The organism is Haloferax prahovense, assembly GCF_000723845.1.
GTDB classification, from domain to species: Archaea; Halobacteriota; Halobacteria; order Halobacteriales; family Haloferacaceae; genus Haloferax; species Haloferax prahovense.
Window position 1 is genome coordinate 931,888 of sequence record NZ_LK053000.1, and the last position, 21,421, is coordinate 953,308.

Sequence of the window (21,421 nt, forward strand, 5' to 3'; positions counted from 1 at the left end):
TTGTCTCTCCTACGGTTACAAAAACGGCGCGGTCGCGGGCGACCAGTTCGAATGCCGACGCTACTGAGTTGCAGAGAGCGAACGGCCGCGAGGAGAGTAGCCGACCGCCTCAGCGTCCGAACAGACGCTGCCTGAGGCTTCGGTCGGTGGCGCGCTCCACCAAGAGAACCGCGTGATCGGTGTCGTTGACCACGTCGAGGTGCAGCGAGTCGGTCAGGAGTCGAGTGAGAAGGCCCCGTTCGGTCGCTCCCATCAGCACCATCGAGTGGCTGTCGGCCCGGTCGGCGATGGCTCGTTCGATGTCGCCGGAATCGTCGACGATTCGCGCCGCGTCCTGCAGGCCGTGTTCGGTCGCCCAGTCGGAGAGGAACGCCTCGCCCCGTTCGCGGTCGTCCGGGCCGTCGACGACGTGAAGGAGCGTCACCTCCGACCCGACGGTCGAGTGGAGGGATTTCGCGACTTCGGCGCTGAGCGCCGAGTGGGCGCTATCGACCGTCGGCAAGAGGAGTCGACTGGTGTCGTAGTTCCGGTCGTTGAGGACGAGGAAATCACAGGGCAGGCGACTCGTCAACTCGCTCATCGTCCGCTCTGCACGTCCCCCCGCCCAGATTCGGTCGTTGCTCCAGCCCATGACGACGAGGTCCGCGTCTTTGCGTCGGGCGACGGTGAATATCTCCTCGAACGAGCGGTGTGAGACGACGGTCGACGTCCGGGCTTCGATATCGTAGCCGGCAGCGCGTTCGCGAGCGTCTTCGAGCTGCTCGTTGGAGTGTGCGATAATCCGCTGGTTCTGTGCGGCACCGTAGCGTTGCGAGACGCGCGAGGGGACCTGCACCACGTGGACGATATCGACGATAGCGTCCTCTTTCGACTTCGCGAGCGCGCAGGCGAGTTCGACGACGTGCGACTCGGTCCGTGGATTCGCGATGGGGACGACGACCCGGTAGGAGTCCGGGTGGTCTTCGGTTCCCTCTTCGGTCTCGATGAGCGGGACGTACGACCGTCCCGCGAGCCCACCCAGCACCCACTCGCGAACCGAGAGCTGTCGTTTCGCCCCCTCGAAGCGAGCGGATTCCAACCGGTTTTCCGTCGTCTGGAAGTAGTTGACGACGGTGACGAGGACGACGCCGCCGAAGGTGTTGCCCAACAGCACGGGGACGACGAACTCGGTTAAGCCGACGAGGAACGCCAGCTGGCCGTTCATCACGAGGTAGACCATCTCGGTGTAGGAGACGACGACGTGGAAGAGGCCACCCAGCGGAACCGCGAGGAACGCGAGGTAGACGACGACGAGGCGAGAGATGGTGTCGCGGGCGGCGAAGGTGACCCAGACGACGCCGGCGACGATGAGGCCGGCGAACGCGGCCTTGAAGAAGAGACTCCACCAGGGCGTCTCGACGCCCTTCTGAGCGAGTTCGAGCGCCGCGTTCGCGGCTTCCGGCGAGAGGACGCCGCCGAAGGCGAGGGCGGCCGCACCGAGCGTCCCGCCGAAGAGGTTCCCCGCGAGGACGACGACCCAGTTACGCAAGAGCGCGGGGATACTGGCCAACCGCTCCAGCGTCAACGCGACCGGCGGGAGCGTGTTCTCGGTGTAGAGCTGATAGCCCCCGATGATGATGTAGATGAACCCGAGCGGGTAGAGCATCGCACTTAACACCGGGTCGCCGCCGGTGGACGCTTTCATCGAGACGTAGAGGAGGAACGTGATCGTAATCGCGAAGCCCGCGGCGAGGGCGCTGAAGAACAGTTCCCGCGCGCCGGAGGTTATCTCCTCGTCCGCGGCCGCGACGATGCGCTGGAACACCTCGTCGGACGAAAACCGGTCGCGAACCACCGAACCGACCGCCGGCGCGCCGCTTCGTGACCGTTCGACGGCCTCGCGAACGGATTCGTCGAGCTCCGTCGACTCGGGTTCTGTCATTGAGCGGTGTTTTTCGAATAAACCGTTCTAAACGTACCGGTTCAGGCCGTCTACAACAGTTCGGTCGCGTCGGAAGCGGCCACCCATATATGTTGATCAGCATCGACGGCGTATCCGTACCCATGGCCAACAGACACCACCGCTGCAACCGCTGCGGCCGCGATTTCGACTCCGGGGAGCGACTCGACGAACACGTCGAGCGCCGCCACCCGAAGGAGGACGTCCGCTGGTGGGTCGTCGTCGAAGACCCCGCGAAGGACCGCAATTTCTCGCGCTGACCGTCCCGACCCGCCGCTCCGTGGTCGCCGGCGACCGCGGGCGACGCCCTCAGCCGAGGTGGCTCTCGAACCAGTCGGCGGCGAGGTCGGCCACCTCGTCCAGTTCGCCCGGCCCCTCGAACAGGTGGCCCGCGCCGTCGATGACCGCCAGCGACTTCTCGCAGTCCAGTCGGTCGAACGCGTCGCGGTTCAGGCTCAAAACCGGCTCGTCGGCACCGCCGACGACGAACAGCGTCGGTGCCGTCACGTCGCCGAGCCGCGACTCCGCGAGGTCGACGCGCCCGCCGCGAGAGACGACCGCGCCGGCGTCGTCGCCGAGGTCGGCAGCCGCGAGGACCGCCGCCGCCGCACCGGTGCTCGACCCGAAGTAGCCGTAGTCGAGGGCGGCGGCGTCGTCGCGGCCGCGGAGCCACTCGGTCGCGCCGAGCAGTCGCTCGGTCAGAAGCGGGATGTCGAACCGCGTCTCGTACGTCTCGTCTTCCGACTCCGTGAGCAGGTCGAAAAGGAGCGTCCCGAGCCCGCGATCGCGGATGACCTCGGCGACGAAGGTGTTCCGCGGGCTCTTGCGGCTGCTGCCGCTCCCGTGGGCGAACACCACGAGTCCCGACGCCCCGGACGGAACGCGGAGGTCGCCCTCCAGCACCGCGTCGCCGACGGGTATCGAGACGAGGTTCGCGGTCGTGTCGTTCATACGAGACGATACGCTCGAGTCGGGCTTAGACCTGTCTCGACCCGTCGCTTCGCGTGAATTCGTAGTCCGCTCGTTCTGATGGTCATGACTTACACAATTAATGTTAATAGTTCTACGAGAGTACACCCGGACGCCAACCATGGTGAGTGTTACCGACCTACAGACGATGTACGAGCAGATGGTGACCGCTCGGCACTACGAGGAGCGACTGGTGGACGAGTACCTCGTCGGCAAACAGCCGGCGTTCGACATCTCGGCGGGGCCGATTCCCGGCGAACTGCACCTCGCGGCCGGCCACGAGGCGTCCGGGGCGGGCGTCTGCATGCACCTCCGCGACGACGACACGGTGACCGCGCCGCACCGACCGCACCACATCGCCATCGCGAAGGGCGTCGACCTCAAGCGCATGACGGCCGAGATTTTCGGCCGGAAGACGGGGCTGTGCCGCGGGAAGGGCGGCCACATGCACCTGTTCGACCCCGACGTGAACTTCGCGTGTTCGGGCATCATCGCGCAGGGCTGTCCGCCGGCGGTCGGCGCGGCGATGGCCGCGAAAAAGCGGAACACCGACTCGGTCGCCGTCGCCTTCCTCGGCGAGGGCGCTATCGACCAGGGCGGCTTCCTCGAATCGCTGAACCTCGCGGCGGTCCACGACCTCCCGGTCGTCTTCGTCGTCGAGGACAACGACTGGGCGATCAGCATGCCGAAAGACCGCGTGACCGACGTGCAGAACGGCGCACAGCGCGCCGCCGGCTTCGACCTGCCGGGCGTCCGCATCGACTCCGACGACGCCACGGCGGTCTACGAGGCCGCGGGCGAGGCCGTGATGCGCGCCCGCGACGGCAACGGGCCGACGCTCATCGAGGTGCAGGTCCACCGCCGGATGGGTCACTTCATGGGCGACGCCGAGGCGTACCGCCCGGAGGCCGACATCGACCGCGCGAAACAGCGCGACTCCATCGAGCGACTCGCCGAGGACCTCCGCTCGCACGGCGTGACCGACGACGAACTCGACGAGATTCGCGAGCGCGCCCACGAGCGGGTCGAGGAGGCGATTTCGTGGGCCAAAGAGCAGCCCGAACCGGACCCGGAGGAGGCGTACGAGAACGTGTTTACGAACCCGCCGGCGCAGGCGGCGACGGACGGCGGGAGCGCGACAGACGCGTCGGGTGACGCCGACGAGACGGGAGGTGACAACTGATGGCGACCGAATCACGAGACTACACGGAGGCGACCGAGACGGACCGCGAACTGACCATGAGCCGGGCGATGGTGGAAGCCATCGCGTGGGAGATGCGCGAGAACGAGGAGGTGTTCTACATGGGCGAGGACGTCGCCGACTACGGCGGCATCTTCTCCAGTACGACGGGCCTCTTGGACGAGTTCGGTCGCGACCGCGTGATGGACGTTCCCATCAGCGAGACGGCCTACCTCGGCGCGGCCGTCGGGGCCGCACAGGCCGGCATGCGCCCGATTGCCGAACTGATGTTCGTCGACTTCTTCGGCGTCGCCATGGACCAAATCTACAACAACATGGCGAAGAACACCTACATGAGCGGCGGGTCGTTCTCCGTCCCCATGGTGCTGACTACGGCCGTCGGCGGCACCTACAACGACGCCGGCCAGCACTCCCAGACGCTCTACGGGACCTTCGCCCACCTGCCGGGGATGAAAGTCGTCGTCCCCTCGACGGCCTACGACGCCAAGGGGCTGATGCACAGCGCCATCCGCGACGACGACCCGGTCGTCTACATGTTCCACAAGCGCCTCATGGGCCTCGGCTGGATGCCCTCGCCCTCGGGCCCGAAGACTGGGGTTCCCAAGGACGACTACACGATTCCGTTCGGCGAGGCGGACGTGAAGCGCCCCGGCGACGACGTGACCGTGGTCACCCTCGGCCTGCACGTCCACCGGGCGATGGAGGCCGCGGAACAGCTCGACGACGACGGCATCGACGCCGAGGTCATCGACCTCCGGACGCTCGTGCCTCTCGACACCGAGACGGTGCTCGACTCGGTCCGCAAGACCGGCAAACTCCTCGTCGTCGACGAGGACTACCAGTCGTTCGGCGTGACGGGGGAAATCATCGCGCGGGCCGCCGAGGGCGCGCTGGACGACCTCTCGGCCGTCAAGCGTCTCGCCATCCCGGACGTGCCGATTCCTTACGCCCGCTCGCTGGAAGACGAAGTCAACCCCGGCACCGAGGACATCGCGGCGGCCGTCCGCGAACTCCACGAATGACGGGAGCGTCGGAACCAGACGGAGGTCGCGCATGACGGACGCCATCGACGTCGATTCGGCGTCTGTCTGGCCCGACGACGCGGACGACGTGGTCGAGGGCTACCTCGCCAACTGGTTCGTCCGCGAGGGCTCGGCGGTCGACGAGGGCGAGACGCTCTGCGAGATACAGGTCGAGAAGGTGAGCATCGACGTGGCCGCGCCGGCGACGGGGACGGTCACGGAGATACTCGTCGCCGAGGGAGGCGACTTCGACCGCGGCGACGTGCTCGCGCGGGTGCAACCGAGCGCCTGAATCGGTCTTTTTTGGTCAGTCGTCGCCCGCCCGGTACGCCTCGCCGAACGCCCGGTCCATCAGCTCTCGGTGGGCCTCTCTGACCCGCTCGTCGTCGCCGGGTCGGCGCTGTTCGTACCGACCGTCGGCGTCCATCACCCAGCGCCGGCGGTTGTCCGACAGGAGCGCGTCGAGGACGGCGTCGAGTTCCGCGCGGTGCTCGGGGTCCTCGACGGGCGCGACGGCCTCGACCCGACGGTCGAGGTTGCGAGTCATCCAGTCCGCGGAACCGACGTAGTAGTCCGGCTCGCCCCCGTTCTCGAAGTAGAAGATACGCGAGTGTTCGAGGAACCGCCCGACGACGCTCGACACCGAGACGTTCTCCGAGAGCCCCTCGATGCCGGGCCTGAGCCGGCAGATGCCCCGGACCACGAGGTCGATATCGACGCCCGCCATCGACGCCTCGTAGAGTTCGCGGACCATCGCGGGGTCTTCGAGGGCATTCATCTTGGCGACGATGCGGGCGTCGCGGCCGGCGCGGGCGTGGTCGGCCTCCCGGCGGACGAGCCGAGTCATCTCCTCGCGGAGGTTCGTCGGCGCGACCAGCAGTTTCCGGTAGGTCTCCTGCCGCGAGTGGCCGGTGAAGAAGTTGAACAGGCGCACGAGGTCGTGACCGATGTCGGGGTCGGTCGTGAACAGCCCGAGGTCGGTGTAGAGCTTCGCCGTCTGGGAGTGGTAGTTCCCGGTGGCGACGTGGGAGTACAGTCGCACCTCGTCGTCTTCCTCGCGGACGACGAGCGCCGTCTTCGAGTGGGTTTTCAGCCCGATAGTGCCGTAGGCGACGTGGATGCCCTCCTCTTCGAGGCGGCGGACCCACCGGAGGTTGTTCTCCTCGTCGAACCGCGCTTTGAGTTCGACCATCACCGCGACCTGCTTGCCGTTCTTCGCGGCCTCGATGAGCGTCTCGATGACCTCGGAGTCCGGCGCGGTCCGGTAGATGGTGGCTTTGATGGCCAGCACGTCCGGGTCGGCCGCGGCGGCCGCGAGGAACGTTCCCACCGTGCCCGTAAACGAGTGGTACGGGTGGTGGACGAGCACGTCCTTCCGGGCGATTTCGGCGAACACCGACTCGGGGTCGTCGGCGGAGCGCCCGGCGAACCGCGGGTGGGGCTGCGGCGTCCACGGCTCGACTTCGAGTTCCGGGCGGTCGAGGTCGAAAAGCGACGTGAGCGCCCCGTAGTCCAGCGGCAGGTCGCGCTCGAACACCTCGGGGTCGTCCACGTCGAGCTGTTCCGCGAGCAGGTCGCGGACCGCCTCGGGCGTGCCCGACTGGACTTCCAGCCGAACGACCGTGGCGAACCGACGCTGGCGGAGCACGTCCTCTATCGTGGCGATGAGGCCCTCGGCGACCTCCTCGTTCCGGCGGACCTCGGCGTTCCGCGTCACCCTGAACGCCGAGGTGTCGACGACGTCGACGTTCGGAAACAGGAGGTCGATGTTGCGCTCGATGACGGCCACGAGCGGGACGAACCTTACCGGAGCGGCTGAGCCGGCGGATTCGGTGGTGGAGGCATCGGCGACGGTCGCCCCGTCCGCGTCGCCGACGCGCTCGTCGACGTTGACGAGTCGCGGGCGGTTGCCGGGGACCTTGACCCGCGAGAACTTCGTCGGCTCGTCGTCGCCCTCGGTCGTCCGGACCGCGAGCGACAGCGAGAGGTTCGAGATGAACGGGAACGGGTGCGCCGGGTCGAACGTCAGGGGCGTGAGCGTCGGCAGGACCGAGGCCTCGAAGTAGTCGCGGAGCGCCGCCCGCTCGTCGGGCGCGAGGTCGTCGTAGCCGACGATTTCGATGCCCGCGTCGGCGAGCGCGGGTCGGACGAGGTCGTGAAAGCAGGCCGACTGCCGGTCGAGCAGGTCGCGGGCGCGGTCGAGGACGAGCGACCACTGTCGGCTCGGCGTCCGACCGTCGGGCGACAGTTCGCTCACGCCGGCGGCCATCTGCTGTTTCAGGCCGCCGACGCGCTTCATGAAGAACTCGTCGAGGTTCGAGGTGAGAATCGAGAGGAACTTGACGCGCTCGAAAAGCGGGTTGCGGTCGTCGACCGCCTCGTGGAGGACGCGCTCGTGGAAGGCGAGTTCGCTGAGTTCGCGGTTGAGGTACAGCGCGGGGTCGGTGAGGTCGGCGTCGGCTGAGGTCGACTCGCCGTCTCCGCGCTCGCGGACGCGGACCGGCGCGGTCGTCTGACTCTGCCGGGCCTGCGAGTCGCCGCCGCGAGCCTCGTCGTCGGACATGTGCTGAGAGGAGATGGTTCGGCGGCGACCTTTAGTTCGCCGCCTCCGCCCCGGCGCGGCTCAGACCAGCGCGGGCTGGCGCGGTTCGAGAATCTTCGAGTCCTTGCGTGACTCGTGGGTGACCTCGGACTCGACGGCGACGAGTTCGTCGGCGCGGAGGTCGTAGGCCGTGAGCGCGCCGCCGTAGACCGCGCCCGTGTCGAGACCCATCGCGTGCTCGAAGACGGCGGGGTGGGCCATGACGGTGTGGCCGAAGAAGACGCGCTCGGGGCCCTCGTAGTGTTCGAACCAGAACGGGCCGTCGTAGCTGTCGCCGGGGTTCATCGCCCGGGTGTTTTCGAGGGCGTCGATGTCGTGTTCGGACAGCGGTTTCTCGGGGTGGATGCCGCCGTGGACGACGATGGCCCCGTCCCACGTGATGGCGACCGGGAGGTTCGAAATCCACTCGAGGTCGTCGTCGGTCAGCGCGTCTATCTCCTTCGTGCCCCGGATGAGCTTTTCTTCGTTGTTGCCGCGGACGGTCAGGAAGTTGTCGCGCTCGCGGACGTAGTCCACGACGCCCTTGCTGTCCGGCCCCTTCCGCACGAGGTCGCCGACGAAGACGACGAGGTCGTCCTCGGACGGGTCGAGCCGATCGACGAGGCGTTCGAGCGCCGGCAGACACCCGTGTACGTCGCCGACGACGTACACGTCGTCCCAGTCGTCGATGTCGACTCGAAGGTGTTGCTCGGCGACGTCGGGATGGAAGGATGGGACACTCATTGGAAACGTTCTCTCCTGTTTCTGAGCACGGCTACCTAAGAAAGGGTTGCTAGTTTCGGAATGTTGTGCTATATAGACGTGAGAGCGTTTGTCTCGCATGGTGTCCGAGTCGGCTGCGGCGGCCCGCGCTCAGTCGCCGGCCATCCCGCAATCGCTTTCCGGCGCGGCCGCGAAGTCGCGACCATGAGCATCGGACCCCTCGACGACGAGACGGTCGAGAAGTATCGAGAGGCAGGGGAGGTCCTGCGCACGGTGCTGGACGAGTCGGCCGAGATGGTCGAACCCGGCGTCACCCACCTCGAAGTCGCCGAGTACGCCGAAGGTCGCATCCGCGAACTCGCCGACGGCTGCGCCTTTCCGGTCAACATCAGCGTCAACGAGGAGGCGTCGCACGCCAGCCCCGGCCGCGACGACGACACCGTGTTCGGCGAGGACATGGTCTGTCTCGACGTCGGCGTCCACGTCGACGGCTACATCGCCGACTCCGCCGTGACCGTCGACCTCTCGGGCAACGACGAACTCGTCGAGTCCGCCGAAGAGGCGCTCGACGCCGCCCTCGACATGGTCGAAGCGGGCGCACACACCGGGAAAATCGGCGCGGAAATCGAGGACGTGATTCGCGGCTACGGCTACACGCCCGTCCTCAATCTCTCGGGCCACGGCGTCGAACAGTGGGACGCCCACACCGACCCGACCATCCCGAACCGCGGCGCAGAGCGCGGCGTCGAACTCGAAGTCGGCGACGTGGTCGCCATCGAACCGTTCGCCACCGACGGCTCCGGCAAGGTCACCGAGGGCTCGAAAAACGAGATTTACAGCCTCGTCAACGACCGCTCGGTCCGCGACCGCATGTCGCGCAAACTGCTCGACGAGGTCCGCGAGAAGTACAAACTGCTCCCCTTCGCGGGTCGCTGGTTCGAGGGCGGCCGCTCCGAGATGGCCATCCGCCGGCTCGAACAACAGGGCATCCTGCGCGGCTACCCCGTCCTGAAAGAAGAGGAGGGCGCGCTGGTCGGACAGGCCGAAGACACCATCATCGTCACCGAAGACGGCTACGAGAACCTCACGCGGTAATCGGACGAAGTCGGGGTCGGCGTCGGGCTCGAGGTCGGTATCGACCGCTCCGAGACCGAAACGGCTTGCACGTCCGGTCCCGTTGGGCCGCCATGGACCAACTGTTCGCCCCGTGGCGCATCGAGTGGGTCGCCCGCGACGACGACCAAGACGCGGCCGACGCCGACGACCCGGACGACGACCGCTGTCCCTTCTGTGCGCTCCCCGAACGCGACGACGACAGGGAGAGCAAAATCGTCGCTCGCTCCCCGCACTCGTTCGTCCTCCTGAACAACTACCCCTACGCGCCGGGCCACGTCATGGTCATCCCGTACCGCCACACCGGCGAGTTCGCCGCCCTCTCCGACGCGGAGCTCCTCGACCACGCGCGGCTCAAATCGAAGACGCTCGCCGCGTTGGACGCCGCCTTCGACCCCGACGGCTGCAACGCGGGCGAGAACCTCGGCGGGTCGGCCGCCGGCGGCTCCATCGACGACCACCTCCACACCCACGTCGTCCCGCGGTGGAGCGGCGACACGAACTTCATGCCGGTCATCTCCGACACGAAAGTGCTCGTGCAGGCCCTCGACGACTCCTACGACCAACTTCACGAGGCGTTCGCCGGCCTCGACGGCGCGGTCGTCGACGGCGACGACGACGCGGTTCACTTCGGATTAGACTGACTCTAAAACTCGCATCAAGTGCATCTAATGGGCCGCTCCGGCCCGAAGCGCATTTGAACCCCACTCCCGAAAGCCACGGTAATGGAGCGAAAGCGGGCCATCCGTCGAGTCGGATTCGTCGTCCTCGTGGCGAACCTGCTTCTCGTCCTCGGGAAGGGCGGCGTGTGGTGGACGACCGGGAGTCTGGCCCTCGGGTCCGAGGCGGTCAACAGCCTCGCGGACGTTGTCTACAGCACCATCATCCTCGGCGGCCTCTACCTGACGACGAAGCCGCCGGACTGGGAACACCCCCACGGCCACGAGCGCATCGAGCCGTTCATCTCGCTTTTCGTCGCGGTCGGTATCTTCGCCGCCGGCGGGGCGATTCTCTGGCAGAGCACGTCCAGCATCCTCGCCGGAACCTACGGCGGAGACGCGGGGATGCTCGGCGTCGTCGTCCTCGTCGTCGCGGCGGCGGCCAAGTACGTCCTCTACCGCTACTGCTACTCGGTCGGCCGCGAGCAGAACTCGCCCGCGCTCGTCGCCGCCGGCGTCGACAACCGAAACGACATCCTCACCGCTGGGGCGGCGCTCGTCGGCGTGATTGGCGGGCAGTTCGGCTACCCAATCTTGGACCCGCTGGCCGCCATGGTCGTCTCCATCGGCATCGTCTACACCGGCTACGAAATCGTCCGCGACAACGTGAACTACCTCGTCGGGGCCGCCCCGCCGGAGTACCTCCGGGCGCTCATCGTCCAGACCGCCCTGTCGCACCCCGACGTCTACGGCGCACACGACGTGGTCGCCCACTACGTCGGCCCCGAAATCGACGTGAGCCTCCACATCGAGGTCGAAGGCGACATGACGATTACCGAGGCCCACGACATCGAGACGTGGGTCGTCCAGGCGATTCGGAACATCGACGAGGTCGACGACGTGTTCGTCCACATCGACCCGCGGGAACTCGGCGAGTGGAAGGAAGACGACGAGACGGACCGCTACACCATGTTCTCGCCCGACGGCGGCGACGGTCGCTGACGCGTCGGGGGGTGTTCAGAACAGTTTCTCGGCTTCCAGCCGTAGCGCTCCGAGGTACGGCACGTGGAACTGGCCTTTCGCCCGCACCCAGTCGGGGCGGACCGGCACGGCGATACCCTGCGCTTGGTCGTAGTAGTCGTTGTTGTCCCCGCGGGTGACGTAGCCGGCGTGCGGCGCGGGACAGTTCAGAAGCTCCGCACAGGAGTCCGCGCCGCTCACGTAGGACTCGTTGGCCCGGTCGTACCAGTTCTCGCCCTCCTCGACCCAGAAGACGGCGCGGTGGATGATGGGTGTGGGGTGCGACGGCGCGTCGTAGACGACGACGTCGCCCGGCCCACCGAGCCGTCCGTAGCCCTCGCTCGCGTTGGCCGTGACGACGCCGTAGTCGTCGGCCGCGGGGCCGCCGTAGCGACCCTCCGCGGTCACGACGACGAGGTCGCCGCGTTCGAGCGTGGGTTGCATGCTCCCGCTCTCGATGGCGACCATCGGGGGCCACACGCCGCTCACCGCGAAGAGCACCGCGCCGACCGCGACGACGATAGCGACCGTCTCCAGCGCGTCTCTCGCGAGTGTTCGGGGCTCCGATGGGCTGTCGTCGGACACGGGTGCTGTCACCCCGCGGGTCGCTATCAATCTGTTGCTGGGTTCGGCGGAGAGAAACCGTTAGGACCGGGCGGCGCGACGGCCGAATCGTGACCGACGACTACCGCCTCGTCCCCGAGTTTCCCGACCCCGAAACGTACGTCGCCCTCCGCGACGCCGCCGGAATGCCTCCCCGGTCGCTCGCGGCCGCCGAGCGCGGCGTTCCGAACACGACGTTCGGCGTGCGCGTCGTCTTCGACGGCGGTGACCGCGATGGCGACGCTGACGTGGCCCGTGGCGGCGACGACTCGGACGAGCTCGTCGTCGGCATGGGTCGGCTCGTCGGCGACGGCGGCACCGTCTTTCAGGTCGTCGACGTGGCGGTTCACCCCGACCATCAGGGCCGCGGGCTCGGCACCCGCGTGATGGACGCGCTCGTGGACTACCTCGACCGCGAGGCCCCGCCGTCGGCGTTCGTGAACCTCCTGGCCGACGTGGACGGCTACTACGAGCGCTGGGGGTTCGAACCGACCGCGCCGGCGTCCAAAGGGATGTTTCTCCGGGTCGGCGAGGACGGCGTTCGGGGGCGCGACGAGCGCTGAGAAACGAGTGCGGTCGGCGGGGAATCGGCGGGGAATCGACCGCTTAGGCAGCGGTGGGCTCGCGCGGGTCGGGCTGTGCCTCGACCGGTTCGGCGAAGGCGTAGACGGTCTGGTGGGCGGTCACCTTCACGCGGGCGAAGTCGCCGGGTTCGAGGCCGTGTTCGGTCGCGTTCTGGACGATTATCTGTCGGTAGGCCTCGTCGCGGCACTTCACGGAATCGCCGGTGCCCTCCTCGACGACGAGCACCTCGCGCTCCGTGCCGACCATCTCGTCGTAGGCGGCGGCGACGATGTCCATCTTCGCCTCGGACATCTCCTTGGAGCGCTCCTTTTTGAGCGTCCCGCCGAGGCCCTTCAGGTCGGCGGCGTCGGTACCGGGGCGCTTCGAAAAACGCGTGACGTTGACCTTCTCGGGGCGAATCTCGCGGAGCAGCTCCATCGACCGCTCGTGGTCCTCGTCGGTCTCGGTCGGGTAGCCGACGATGAAGTCGGTCGAGAGCGTCCAGTACGCAAGCTCCCGGTCGAACGTCTCGACGATTTCTCTGAACTTGTCGACGCGGTGCTGGCGACGCATGTGTTCGAGCACCTCGTCGGAGCCGGACTGCACCGGCGCGTGGATGAAGTTGTAGAGCTTGTCGTGTTCGGCGAACACGCCGGCGAGTTCCTCGCGGATGCCGTGGACGCCGCCGGGGTTGGCCATGCCGACGCGGACGCGGAACTCGCCGTCGATTTCGGTGCAGATGCGGTCCAGTAGCTCGGGGAGCTTCCGGTCGCCCTTGTCCCAGCCGTAGACGCCGGTGTCCTGGCCCGTGATGCGGAGTTCCTTCGCGCCGGCGTGGACGAGCGCCCGCGCCTTCTCGACGTTCTCGTCGACCGACGGGGAATCGACCCGGCCGGTGGCGAACTTCGTGATGCAGTACGAGCAGTTCGACATACAGCCGCGGGCGATTGGCAGGATGCCGACGACGCCGTCCAAGACGGGTTCGACGCCGGGGCCGGGAGTGGGACACTCGCCGTTGGTGACGGCGGTCGGCACGTCGTCCCAGTGGAGAATCTGGGCGTCGATGCCCTCCTCACGGAAGTCGTTGCCCTGCGCGAGCGCCATGCAGCCGGTGATGATGAGGTCCGCCGTCTCCGACTCCAGCTCTTTGGCCCGACGGAGCATGTTCCGCTCCGTCTTCTCCACGACCGTACAGGTGTTCATGATGGCGACATCGGCCTCCTCGGGCCCGTCGACGCGGTAGTGACCGGCGTCGCGGAGCGCGCTCTCGATGGCGCGGCTCTCGCCGCGATTCGAGGTGCAGCCGTATGTCTCGATGTGGTATCGGGCCATTCGGTTATCCCACGTACCGGGTCAGCGGGCAAAAACGCCGCGGTCTCCCCCGAGACCGCCGGCGTCCACGGCCCGTAATATCGTCTCCCGAGTGCTTCGCCCGCTCGACGCGGATGCCGACAAGCCAACGAACGCCGACGAACACGGCGGGCGGAGCGTCGCACCGACCGGACGCTCCGTCGCCGATGAGTCTCGTGTCGGCCGTATCATCCGCCCGAGGACGAATATAATTCATTACCTCAAGAGTTGTATTTAGATTCGCTATGAAGTTCAACATGCGCGCCATCGCCTACGGGTTCATCGCGACCGTAGTCGTCGGCATCCTCGGAGGCCTCACGGTTCCCTTCACGAACGTCACGCTTCCCACGGTCGGCTACGTCCTCACGGGTATCATCGGCGGTCTCGTCGCCGGCTACCTCGTCACGACCGGCATGGCCGACGGTGCGCTCAACGGCCTCGTCGGCACGACGCTGGGCGCGATTATCGTCGCCATCGGCCTCGTGATTATGAACGTCCTGTTCGCGGGCGCGTTCTTCGGCCTGACCGTGTTCGCCGCGGCCGTCGTCGTCATCGCCCTCGCGGGCATCCCCGGCGCTATCGGCGGTGCGGTCGGCAGCATGCTCCACGACCGCTCGGCTGCCCGCCGCACCAGACCCGCGGCCTGAGCCGACTCGGCCCCGGTTCCTGCTTTTCGTCCGCGTTTCGCCTTCCTCCCGCGCCCTCACGCTCCCTTTCACCCCCTCTCACTTTCGCGCCCTCGCCACCGCTCCCGGCGAAAAGTTACTTGTCACGGTGTTGTGCAGTTGTGGTAGATGCGTTCCCGCAGGACACCGCCCGGTTCGCCCTCCGCCCACGACTCGGGCTCGACCGACAGCGACGCTTCGTCCGCCGCTCACAGTCCGTCTTCCGTCGGTTTTCCACGCCGCCGCGACGTACTTCGACTACTCGGGTCGGGTGCGGCCGTCGGCCTCGCCGGTTGCCTCGGCGGCGACGAACAGACCGACGACGACTCCGCCGAGGGCGTCCGCTTCGAAAGCGGCTGGCGGACCTACGCCCACGACGACGCCAACACCGCGTACCTCCGCGAGGGGACTCCCATCTCCGAGCCGACCATCGAATACGAACCCGATTTCGGGATGGACTCCACCGAGCCCGTCGTCGCCGACGGAGTGGGCTACACGCCCGGCGACCCGATGCGAGTAATCGCCCCGGCCGCCGGCGAGGAGTTGTGGGCCGCACAGGGCGAGCGTTGGACCGCTCCCGTCGTCCTCGACGGCGTCGTCTACTCGCTCGGCACGACGGTCCACGGGCCGAACCGGCTCGCGCTCTACCACGCCCGTTCGGGTCGGCTGTTCCGAACTATCGAACTCCCGGGCCGTCCGCAGACGCCGCCGGCGTTCTCCAACGACCGCGAGACGCTGTTTCTCGGCCTCGACGACGAGCGCGTCTGCGCGGTCGACATCGACTCCGGAGAAGTCAACTGGACGCGGTCGCTGTTCGGCGCGGTTCGGCGTCCCCTCGCGGTCAACCTCCATTCGCTCTTCGTGGTCACCGAGGGACAGCGACTCTACTGCCTCGGCACGAACGGCAGCCCCTTCTGGCAGGTCTCGACCGAAACGGTCGAGCCCGTCGCGCCGGTCGTCGGCGACGAGCGGGTGTACATCGCGGGCTGGGACCGAATCGCCGCGCTCGAACGGCGAAACGGCGACGTGGTCTGGGAGGACGACCGCGGCGTCCACAAGCGACTCGCGTTCGACGGCGAGCGCCTCTACGCCGCCCGCGGGTCGCTCCGGGCGCTCGACAGCGCGACCGGCGAAGAGCGGTGGAAGTACGACCCGCGAGAGACCGTCTCCGCCGCGAGCATCGTCGGCGACACGGTCTACGTCGGCACCGGGCAGGGCGAACTCGTCGCCCTGAATCGAACCGGCGACCGCGGCCTCTTCGGCGACCGCGAGCGCTGGTCGATTTCGCTCGGCCGCAACGTCGGCCACTCGCTGGCCGCGACCAACCGGCGCGTGTTCTGCCCGCTCGTCCGCGACGACGGCCTGTTCAGCCTGACCGTCGTCGGCGACGCCGACCCCGACGCGTCGACCGCGGGAACGACCGCTGCTGCGGGGACGAACGCGACCGCGAGGACAGCCGCGGACGCTGGAGGTTCGGAGTCGTGACGGAACCCGACGCGGACCTATCCAGACGAACGTTCCTCGGAGCCCTCGGAATCGGCGCGGCCGCCGGTCTCGCGGGCTGTGTCGGCGGCGACGAGGGCTCCACCGGCGACGGCCGCGCCGACTGGCCGCACCCGTACTTCTCGCCCGAGGGGACTGGCTACAACCCCCGTTCGACCGGACCGGCCTCGAAGCCGAGCGAGTCGTGGGGCGTCGAGGTCAACGGTATCGAACTGGCGCGCCCGGTCGTGTTCGGCGAGACGGTCTACCTCGCGACCAGCGAGCGCCTCCGAGCGTTTTCGGTCGCCGACGGCACCGAACTGTGGTCGGTCGAAAGCGACCCCCAGAGCGGCTTCCGCTCGTCGGTGACGGTCGATTCGGAGCGCGTCTACATCGGCCACGTCGGGACCAAAACCGGCGTGCTCGCGTACACCCACGACGGCGAAGAAGCGTGGCACGCGCCGACCGAGTCGAGCGTCTGGGCACCCGTCGTCAGACCCGAACCGGACCGCGACCGCCTCTACGTCTCTGACACCGCGGGGAACCTCTACCGCGTCCGCGCCAGCGACGGGACCGTCGAGTGGCGCGAGGAGGTGTTCGGCGCGGTCCGGTCCCTCGCGGCCCGGTACGACACCGTCGTCGCCGGCACGGAGGGCGGCGAAGTGTTCACATTCCAAGACGAGGGCGTCGAGCGCGGCGCGACCGGGCAGTGGCGAACCAAACTCCCCGGCGGCGTGCAGTCGCTCGCAGTCGCCCAGTCGAACGACGTGTTCGCCGGCTTCTTCGGCGCGGGCGTCGCCCGGCTCAGAGGCGGCCTCCGCGCCGGTGCGGTGGACTGGCACCGCGAACACCCCTCCCCGCACGGTTCGCTCGTCGTCGGCCCTCGACGCGTCTTTTCGACCGACGGGACCGGCCTCGACGCCTTCGACAGGCGCGAGGGGTCGCCCGCGTGGCAGGCCGGCGACGACTTCTTCGCCCCGCCCGCCGGTGCCGGCGACACGATATTCGTCTCGGACACGAGCGACGACGGCCGCGTCGTCGCCTACGATGCCGGGGGCGGCGTCGGCCTCGACGACACCCGAATCGGGGCCGAGCGTTGGCGGTACGAACTCGCGGGCGGCGCGCTGACCGGCCCGACGCCGGCGGGCGACGCGCTGTTCGTACTCGAATCCGGCGGCGACGACGGGCCGCGACGGCTCGTCGCGTTGCGAGCCGAGTAACAGAAGAGTGCGAGGGCGGTCGTCCGAAAGAACCGCATCAGGGGACTCCCGGGGCCCTCAGATGAGCCCCAGTATCCACCGGGTGACTTCGGAGGTCGCGAAGAAAGCGCCCTCCAAGCGGGACAGGACCCGCCCCGTCCAGAGCGCGGCGACTATCAGGAGCGTGACCGCGACGAGCCACGCGAACGTTCCGAGCGCCGACCCGCTCACCGCGAGCGGGCTAGCGACCGCCGCGACGCCGACGATGCCCGTGATGTTGAGGATGTTGCTGCCGACGACGTTGCCCACCGAGACCCCGAAACTCCGCTGTCGGAGCGCGACCAGCGAGACGGCGAACTCCGGCGTCGACGTCCCCGCCGCGACGATTGTCCCGCCGATGACCCACTCGGAGACGCCGGCACCACGGGCCAACCCCGACGCGGCGAGCACCATGTAGTCGCCGCTCACCAACACCAGCCCCAACCCGCCCAGGAGGAACACGGCGTCTCGTCCGGGGAAGTCGATTCGTTCGGTTATCGGGCGGGTCACGCCGCCGTCGCCGAGCGACTGGTCGGTCGCGCCGTCCCCGTCTGACTGGGACCCCCGGAGCAGGTACGCCGTGTAGGCGACGAACGCCCCGACTAAGAGGACGCCTTCGAGCCTCGTGACCCGGAGGTCGAACAGGACCAGTCCGCCGGGGAGCGTGCTCGCCAGCAGTGCGAGGCCGTCCCGATAGACGAGCGACTCCGCGACCGGAATCACCCGGAGCAGAGAGATGACGCCCAACACGAACGCCAGGTTGTAGATGTTCGAACCGAGGACGTTCGCGACCGCGATGTCGCCCAACCCCTTGTACGCGGCGTCGACCGCGACCGAGAGCTCCGGCGTCGAGGTCCCTATCGCGACGATTGTCAGTCCGATGGTAAGTTCCGAGAGCCCGAACCTCCGAGCCGACCGGACGGCGGCGTCGACCAACAGCCGCGCGCCGACCCAAAGCCCCAGTACTGACACGAAAATGACGCCGATTTGAACGACCGGCCCGCCTCGGAGCATGGTACTGGGTTCTCGGGAGTCGAGTAATCAATGTTGGGCACCGGCGACCGCGCGATGCCAATCGGCCGACGACCGACCTATTCCTCGGGCGCGCCGGCGACGATGTCGACGCCCGACGACGCGCCGATGCGCTCCGCGCCGGCTTCGAACATGGCGACCGCCTCGTCGTAGGAGCCGACCCCGCCGGAGGCCTTGACGGGCAGGTACTCCGCCATGAGCGCCACGTCTTCGACCGTTGCACCGCCGTCGGCGAAGCCGGTGGCGGTCTTGACGAAGGCGGCGTCGGCCTCGACGGCGGCCTCGCAGGCGCGGTGTTTCTCCTCCTCGGTGAGGAGCGACGTCTCGATGATGACCTTCACCGGGATCGGGACGGCCGCGACGACCTCGGAGATGTCCTCGGTCACGAGTTCGTCCTCGCCGGCTTTGAGCCGGCCGACGTTGATGACCATGTCCAGTTCGTCCGCGCCGGCCTGCCACGCGTCGACGGCCTCCTCGCGCTTGGCCGTGGTCGTGTTCTGCCCGTGGGGGAAGCCGACGACCGTCGCCAGCAACACGTCCGGAGCGTACTCGCTCGCCTCGCCGACGTAGCACGGCGGGATGCAGGCGTTCATCCCCCACTCGTCGGCGTCGTCGAGGACGGCCTCCACGTCGGCCATCGTCGTCTCGGGTCCGAGGACCGTGTGGTCGATGCGGGCGGCGAGGTCGGCTCGGTTCATACCCTGTCGAGGCGACCCGAGGCTAAAGAACGTAAGGCTTTCACGCCGCCCCGCCGCGCCTCCTGCATGGCCATCCTTCCCGAGGGGTTCGCGCTCCCGCCGCTTCCCTACCTCGTCGTCCTCGTCGCGGGACTCGTCGGCGTCGGCGTCGGACTGAGCCGCACGCGCCCGACGGTCACGCCCGCCCACGTCGCCGCACTCGTCCCGTGGATGGTGTCGGGGTCGGCGCTGCACGTCCTCTACGTCATCGACGCGCTCCCGCCCGCGGTCGAACCGCTCGCCGGCACGCCCGCGGTCTACCTCTCCGTGGCCGTCGCCGCCGGCGCGACGTGGCTCGCGCTCGACGCGGCCGACCTCGCCTCCCCGACGGCGCTCGCGGTTCCCGGACTGCTCGTCGCCGCCGGACTCTCGGGCTTCGCGCTGTTCATCGGTCTGGCCGCCGGCACGCTCTCCATCGTCTGGCCCGGCGTCGCCCTCGTCGCCGCGCTCGCGGTCACTCCGCTGACGTGGCGAGTCGTGACCCGGGTCGCACCCGACGCGGCCGCCGCGGGGTCGCTCGGCCTGCTCGCCATCTTCGGGCACGCCCTCGACGCGCTGTCGACCGCCGTCGGCATCGACGTGCTCGGATTCGGCGAGCGGACGCCGCTGTCGCGCATCATCCTCGAAGCCGCCGCTGCGCTCCCGACCGCCGAGGTCATCGGCGTCGGCTGGCTGTTCGTCCTCGTGAAACTCGTCGTGGCCGGTTTCGTGGTCGCCCTGCTCGCCGACTACGTCCGCGAGGACCCGACCGAGGGGTCGCTCCTCTTGGGTCTCGTCGCCGCCGTCGGCCTCGGCCCCGGCGTCCACAACCTCCTGCTGTTCGCCATCGCCGGCTGAGGTTCGGGCCGGGTCGCGACCGCGCCCCGCGTCCACGCTTTGTTTCTCCGCGCTCCGTAGTCGCCCGACCCGGGAGAGTTATCCCACCGGCGAACCGACCTACGCGGACGCATGTCCCGTGTCATCTGCGCCGGCCACGTGAACTGGGACGTCACCCTCCGCGTGGACGCGCTGCCGGAGCCCGACGGCGAGGCGACCGTCGAGTCGCGGGTCGGCGCGGGCGGCGGGAGCGCCGCCAACGTCGCCAGCGGCCTCGTCGGTCTCGACGTGCCCGCCGCGCTCCTCGGGAGCGTCGGCGACGACGAACACGGCCACGCCGCCGTCGCCGAACTCGCTTCGAAGGGCGTCGACTGCCGCCACGTCGTCAGCGTCGACCGCGGCCCGACCACGGTCAAATACATCGTCGTCGACGCCGCTGGCGAGGTGTTCGTCCTCGGTTCGCCCGGCGTCAACGAGGCGTTCGAGGCGACCGACCTCCCGACCGACCCGCTCGCGGCGGCCGACCACCTCCACCTGACGAGCCAGTCGCCCGACACGGCCGCGACGCTCGCCAGACGGGCACACGAGGTGGATACGACGGTCAGCTTCGACCCCGGTCGGCGCGTCGGCGACCGGGGCTACGCCGACGCCCTCCGCGAGGTTGACTACGTCTTTCTCAACGACCGCGAGGCCGCAACCGCGCTCGGCGAGGCGGCGGTCGAGCGCGGCCGAAGCGCCGGCTCGGAGCCCCCGTCCGAGGTCGCCGAGGCGCTCGCGCGGACGACGCTCGTCCTCAAACACGGTCCGCGCGGCGCGGAGGTCAGAGACGGCGACGACCGACACGTTCACCCCGGTTACCCCGTCGACGCGGTGGACACGACCGGCGCGGGCGACGCCTTCGCCTCGGGCTTCATCGCCGCCCGCCTCGACGGGGCCGCCTACGAGCGGGCGCTGGCGGTCGCCAACGCCTGCGGCGCGCTCACCGCGGCCGAGCCGGGCGCGCGGACGCAACTCAGTTGGCGGCGGCTGGACGACCTCGTCGAGGGCTGAACCGACCGCACGCCTCGGTTCGACACCGTTCGGTTCCGACCCGACAAATTTTATCCCCACCAGTCATTCGTCGGGACGATGTTAGACCAGCTCCCGGTCGCCGTCGCCGTCCTCGACGCCGCGTCGAGCCTCGGTGCGGTCGCCGGGCGACTGCTCCTCGGCGCGGTCGTCGGGGTCGCGGCCGCGGTCGTGATGGCCATCCCGATGTGGCGACAGGACGAGGGCTTTACCCCCGCCTACGTCGCCGCGGCGGTCGTCCGACGGACGACGCCCGACGAGGTGAGCTTCGGCGACGCCAACGTCGTCCACCACGCCGCCGGCGCGCTCGCCGGCGTCCTCTACGCGTTCGTCTACCTCGCGACCGACGCCGTCGCGCCGGACCTCGGGGTCGCCGGCGTCGACCTCCCGTCGCATCTCGTCGCGACCGCGGTCGTCGTGGCGTTCATCTACGTCGCGTTCGCCCGCTTCGTCCTCCCGCGCGCCGGCCGGCGAATCTACGAGGAGCGCGCGACGGCGGTGCGCGGGCAGTGGCTCCGCTCTTCGCTCGTCTTCGGCGCGACGTTGCTGGTCCTCGCGCCGGCGCTTTTCACCGGGTTCGCGTGACGGCGGCTCGGTCGGTCGGCCGAGCAGTCGGCCGGCCGTTCCAGCCGATCGCAC

General features: G+C 68.7%; 22 protein-coding genes. 14 read left to right on the forward strand and 8 right to left on the reverse strand.

Translation table 11 applies throughout. The annotated features are described in order from the left end of the window. Window positions 1–109: 109 nt before the first annotated feature. Window positions 110–1,921 carry a formate/nitrite transporter family protein gene (locus BN984_RS04520; RefSeq protein WP_008095235.1) on the reverse strand — a complete coding sequence of 604 codons (1,812 nt, stop codon included), beginning with the start codon at window positions 1,919–1,921 and terminating at the stop codon, window positions 110–112. 122 nt (window positions 1,922–2,043) lie between these two features. Here BN984_RS04520 and BN984_RS19655 point away from each other — a divergent pair, with 122 nt between their 5' ends. After that, window positions 2,044–2,199, forward strand: a complete 156-nt coding sequence (locus BN984_RS19655; RefSeq protein ID WP_181950684.1) for a hypothetical protein — start codon at window positions 2,044–2,046, stop codon at window positions 2,197–2,199. Between the two features lie 49 nt (window positions 2,200–2,248). Here the strand turns inward: BN984_RS19655 and BN984_RS04525 are convergent, their stop codons facing one another. Beyond that, a complete protein-coding gene (locus BN984_RS04525) occupies window positions 2,249–2,890 on the reverse strand; it encodes a dienelactone hydrolase family protein (protein WP_049967765.1) in 642 nt (213 codons plus the stop codon). 166 nt (window positions 2,891–3,056) lie between these two features. Between BN984_RS04525 and BN984_RS04530 the strand changes: the two genes are divergently transcribed. Genes BN984_RS04530 through BN984_RS04540 form a run of 3 tightly spaced genes read left to right on the forward strand, consistent with a single transcriptional unit; the run spans window position 3,057 to window position 5,423 of the window. Then, complete coding sequence (locus BN984_RS04530) at window positions 3,057–4,091, forward strand: thiamine pyrophosphate-dependent dehydrogenase E1 component subunit alpha (protein WP_008095229.1); 1,035 nt, start codon at window positions 3,057–3,059, stop codon at window positions 4,089–4,091. Next, complete coding sequence (locus tag BN984_RS04535) at window positions 4,091–5,131, forward strand: alpha-ketoacid dehydrogenase subunit beta (protein WP_049967766.1); 1,041 nt, start codon at window positions 4,091–4,093, stop codon at window positions 5,129–5,131. The genes BN984_RS04530 and BN984_RS04535 overlap by 1 nt, the downstream gene beginning before the upstream one ends. Window positions 5,132–5,162: 31 nt before the next feature. Then, complete coding sequence (locus tag BN984_RS04540) at window positions 5,163–5,423, forward strand: lipoyl domain-containing protein (protein ID WP_008095224.1); 261 nt, start codon at window positions 5,163–5,165, stop codon at window positions 5,421–5,423. Between the two features lie 15 nt (window positions 5,424–5,438). On the opposite strand, the gene ppk1 is transcribed toward BN984_RS04540, so the two are convergent. Both ppk1 and BN984_RS04550 read right to left on the reverse strand, forming a co-directional pair. Next, entirely contained in the window at window positions 5,439–7,694 is a 2,256-nt protein-coding gene (gene ppk1 / locus BN984_RS04545) for a polyphosphate kinase 1 (protein ID WP_049967767.1), read from the reverse strand. Between the two features lie 60 nt (window positions 7,695–7,754). Further along, window positions 7,755–8,456: a metallophosphoesterase family protein gene (locus BN984_RS04550; protein WP_008095220.1), complete on the reverse strand. Its 702-nt coding sequence runs from the start codon at window positions 8,454–8,456 to the stop codon at window positions 7,755–7,757. Window positions 8,457–8,639: 183 nt separating this feature from the next. Here BN984_RS04550 and map point away from each other — a divergent pair, with 183 nt between their 5' ends. The 3 genes from map to BN984_RS04565 all read left to right on the forward strand — a co-directional run bounded on the left by map (window position 8,640) and on the right by BN984_RS04565 (window position 11,209). Continuing rightward, window positions 8,640–9,530 (forward strand): type II methionyl aminopeptidase, encoded by an 891-nt coding sequence (map, locus tag BN984_RS04555; RefSeq protein ID WP_004974836.1) that lies wholly within the window; start codon window positions 8,640–8,642, stop codon window positions 9,528–9,530. A 92-nt stretch (window positions 9,531–9,622) separates the two neighbouring features. Further along, window positions 9,623–10,192 (forward strand): HIT family protein, encoded by a 570-nt coding sequence (locus tag BN984_RS04560; protein WP_008095217.1) that lies wholly within the window; start codon window positions 9,623–9,625, stop codon window positions 10,190–10,192. Window positions 10,193–10,273: 81 nt separating this feature from the next. After that, complete coding sequence (locus BN984_RS04565) at window positions 10,274–11,209, forward strand: cation diffusion facilitator family transporter (protein ID WP_049967768.1); 936 nt, start codon at window positions 10,274–10,276, stop codon at window positions 11,207–11,209. Window positions 11,210–11,224: 15 nt separating this feature from the next. On the opposite strand, the gene BN984_RS04570 is transcribed toward BN984_RS04565, so the two are convergent. After that, on the reverse strand, window positions 11,225–11,812 hold the full coding sequence (locus BN984_RS04570; protein WP_049967769.1) for a S26 family signal peptidase: 588 nt from the start codon (window positions 11,810–11,812) through the stop codon (window positions 11,225–11,227). Window positions 11,813–11,901: 89 nt separating this feature from the next. Here BN984_RS04570 and BN984_RS04575 point away from each other — a divergent pair, with 89 nt between their 5' ends. After that, entirely contained in the window at window positions 11,902–12,393 is a 492-nt protein-coding gene (locus BN984_RS04575; protein WP_049967770.1) for a GNAT family N-acetyltransferase, read from the forward strand. 43 nt (window positions 12,394–12,436) lie between these two features. Here the strand turns inward: BN984_RS04575 and BN984_RS04580 are convergent, their stop codons facing one another. Continuing rightward, window positions 12,437–13,726 carry a tRNA (N(6)-L-threonylcarbamoyladenosine(37)-C(2))-methylthiotransferase gene (locus BN984_RS04580; RefSeq protein ID WP_008095208.1) on the reverse strand — a complete coding sequence of 430 codons (1,290 nt, stop codon included), beginning with the start codon at window positions 13,724–13,726 and terminating at the stop codon, window positions 12,437–12,439. Between the two features lie 263 nt (window positions 13,727–13,989). Here BN984_RS04580 and BN984_RS04585 point away from each other — a divergent pair, with 263 nt between their 5' ends. The 3 genes from BN984_RS04585 (at window position 13,990) to BN984_RS04595 (ending at window position 17,111) form a co-directional block, all read left to right on the forward strand. Beyond that, entirely contained in the window at window positions 13,990–14,391 is a 402-nt protein-coding gene (locus tag BN984_RS04585; RefSeq protein WP_049967771.1) for a DUF5518 domain-containing protein, read from the forward strand. A 147-nt stretch (window positions 14,392–14,538) separates the two neighbouring features. After that, a complete protein-coding gene (locus tag BN984_RS04590; RefSeq protein WP_049967772.1) occupies window positions 14,539–15,894 on the forward strand; it encodes an outer membrane protein assembly factor BamB family protein in 1,356 nt (451 codons plus the stop codon). Then, the gene (locus tag BN984_RS04595) at window positions 15,891–17,111 is read left to right on the forward strand and encodes an outer membrane protein assembly factor BamB family protein (protein ID WP_008095204.1); all 1,221 of its coding nucleotides are present in this window, start codon (window positions 15,891–15,893) and stop codon (window positions 17,109–17,111) included. The genes BN984_RS04590 and BN984_RS04595 overlap by 4 nt, the downstream gene beginning before the upstream one ends. 57 nt (window positions 17,112–17,168) lie before the next feature. On the opposite strand, the gene BN984_RS04600 is transcribed toward BN984_RS04595, so the two are convergent. Together BN984_RS04600 and deoC are read right to left on the reverse strand one after the other, a co-directional pair. Next, window positions 17,169–18,143 carry a sodium:calcium antiporter gene (locus BN984_RS04600; protein ID WP_049967773.1) on the reverse strand — a complete coding sequence of 325 codons (975 nt, stop codon included), beginning with the start codon at window positions 18,141–18,143 and terminating at the stop codon, window positions 17,169–17,171. A 77-nt stretch (window positions 18,144–18,220) separates the two neighbouring features. After that, entirely contained in the window at window positions 18,221–18,859 is a 639-nt protein-coding gene (gene deoC / locus BN984_RS04605) for a deoxyribose-phosphate aldolase (RefSeq protein WP_008095202.1), read from the reverse strand. 66 nt (window positions 18,860–18,925) lie between these two features. Between deoC and BN984_RS04610 the strand changes: the two genes are divergently transcribed. The 3 genes from BN984_RS04610 (at window position 18,926) to BN984_RS04620 (ending at window position 21,367) form a co-directional block, all read left to right on the forward strand. After that, window positions 18,926–19,735, forward strand: a complete 810-nt coding sequence (locus tag BN984_RS04610) for a DUF63 family protein (RefSeq protein WP_049967774.1) — start codon at window positions 18,926–18,928, stop codon at window positions 19,733–19,735. A 111-nt stretch (window positions 19,736–19,846) separates the two neighbouring features. After that, entirely contained in the window at window positions 19,847–20,764 is a 918-nt protein-coding gene (locus tag BN984_RS04615) for a carbohydrate kinase family protein (RefSeq protein ID WP_049967775.1), read from the forward strand. A gap of 78 nt (window positions 20,765–20,842) precedes the next feature. Next, entirely contained in the window at window positions 20,843–21,367 is a 525-nt protein-coding gene (locus BN984_RS04620) for a hypothetical protein (protein ID WP_008095199.1), read from the forward strand. The last annotated feature ends 54 nt before the right edge of the window (window positions 21,368–21,421 follow it).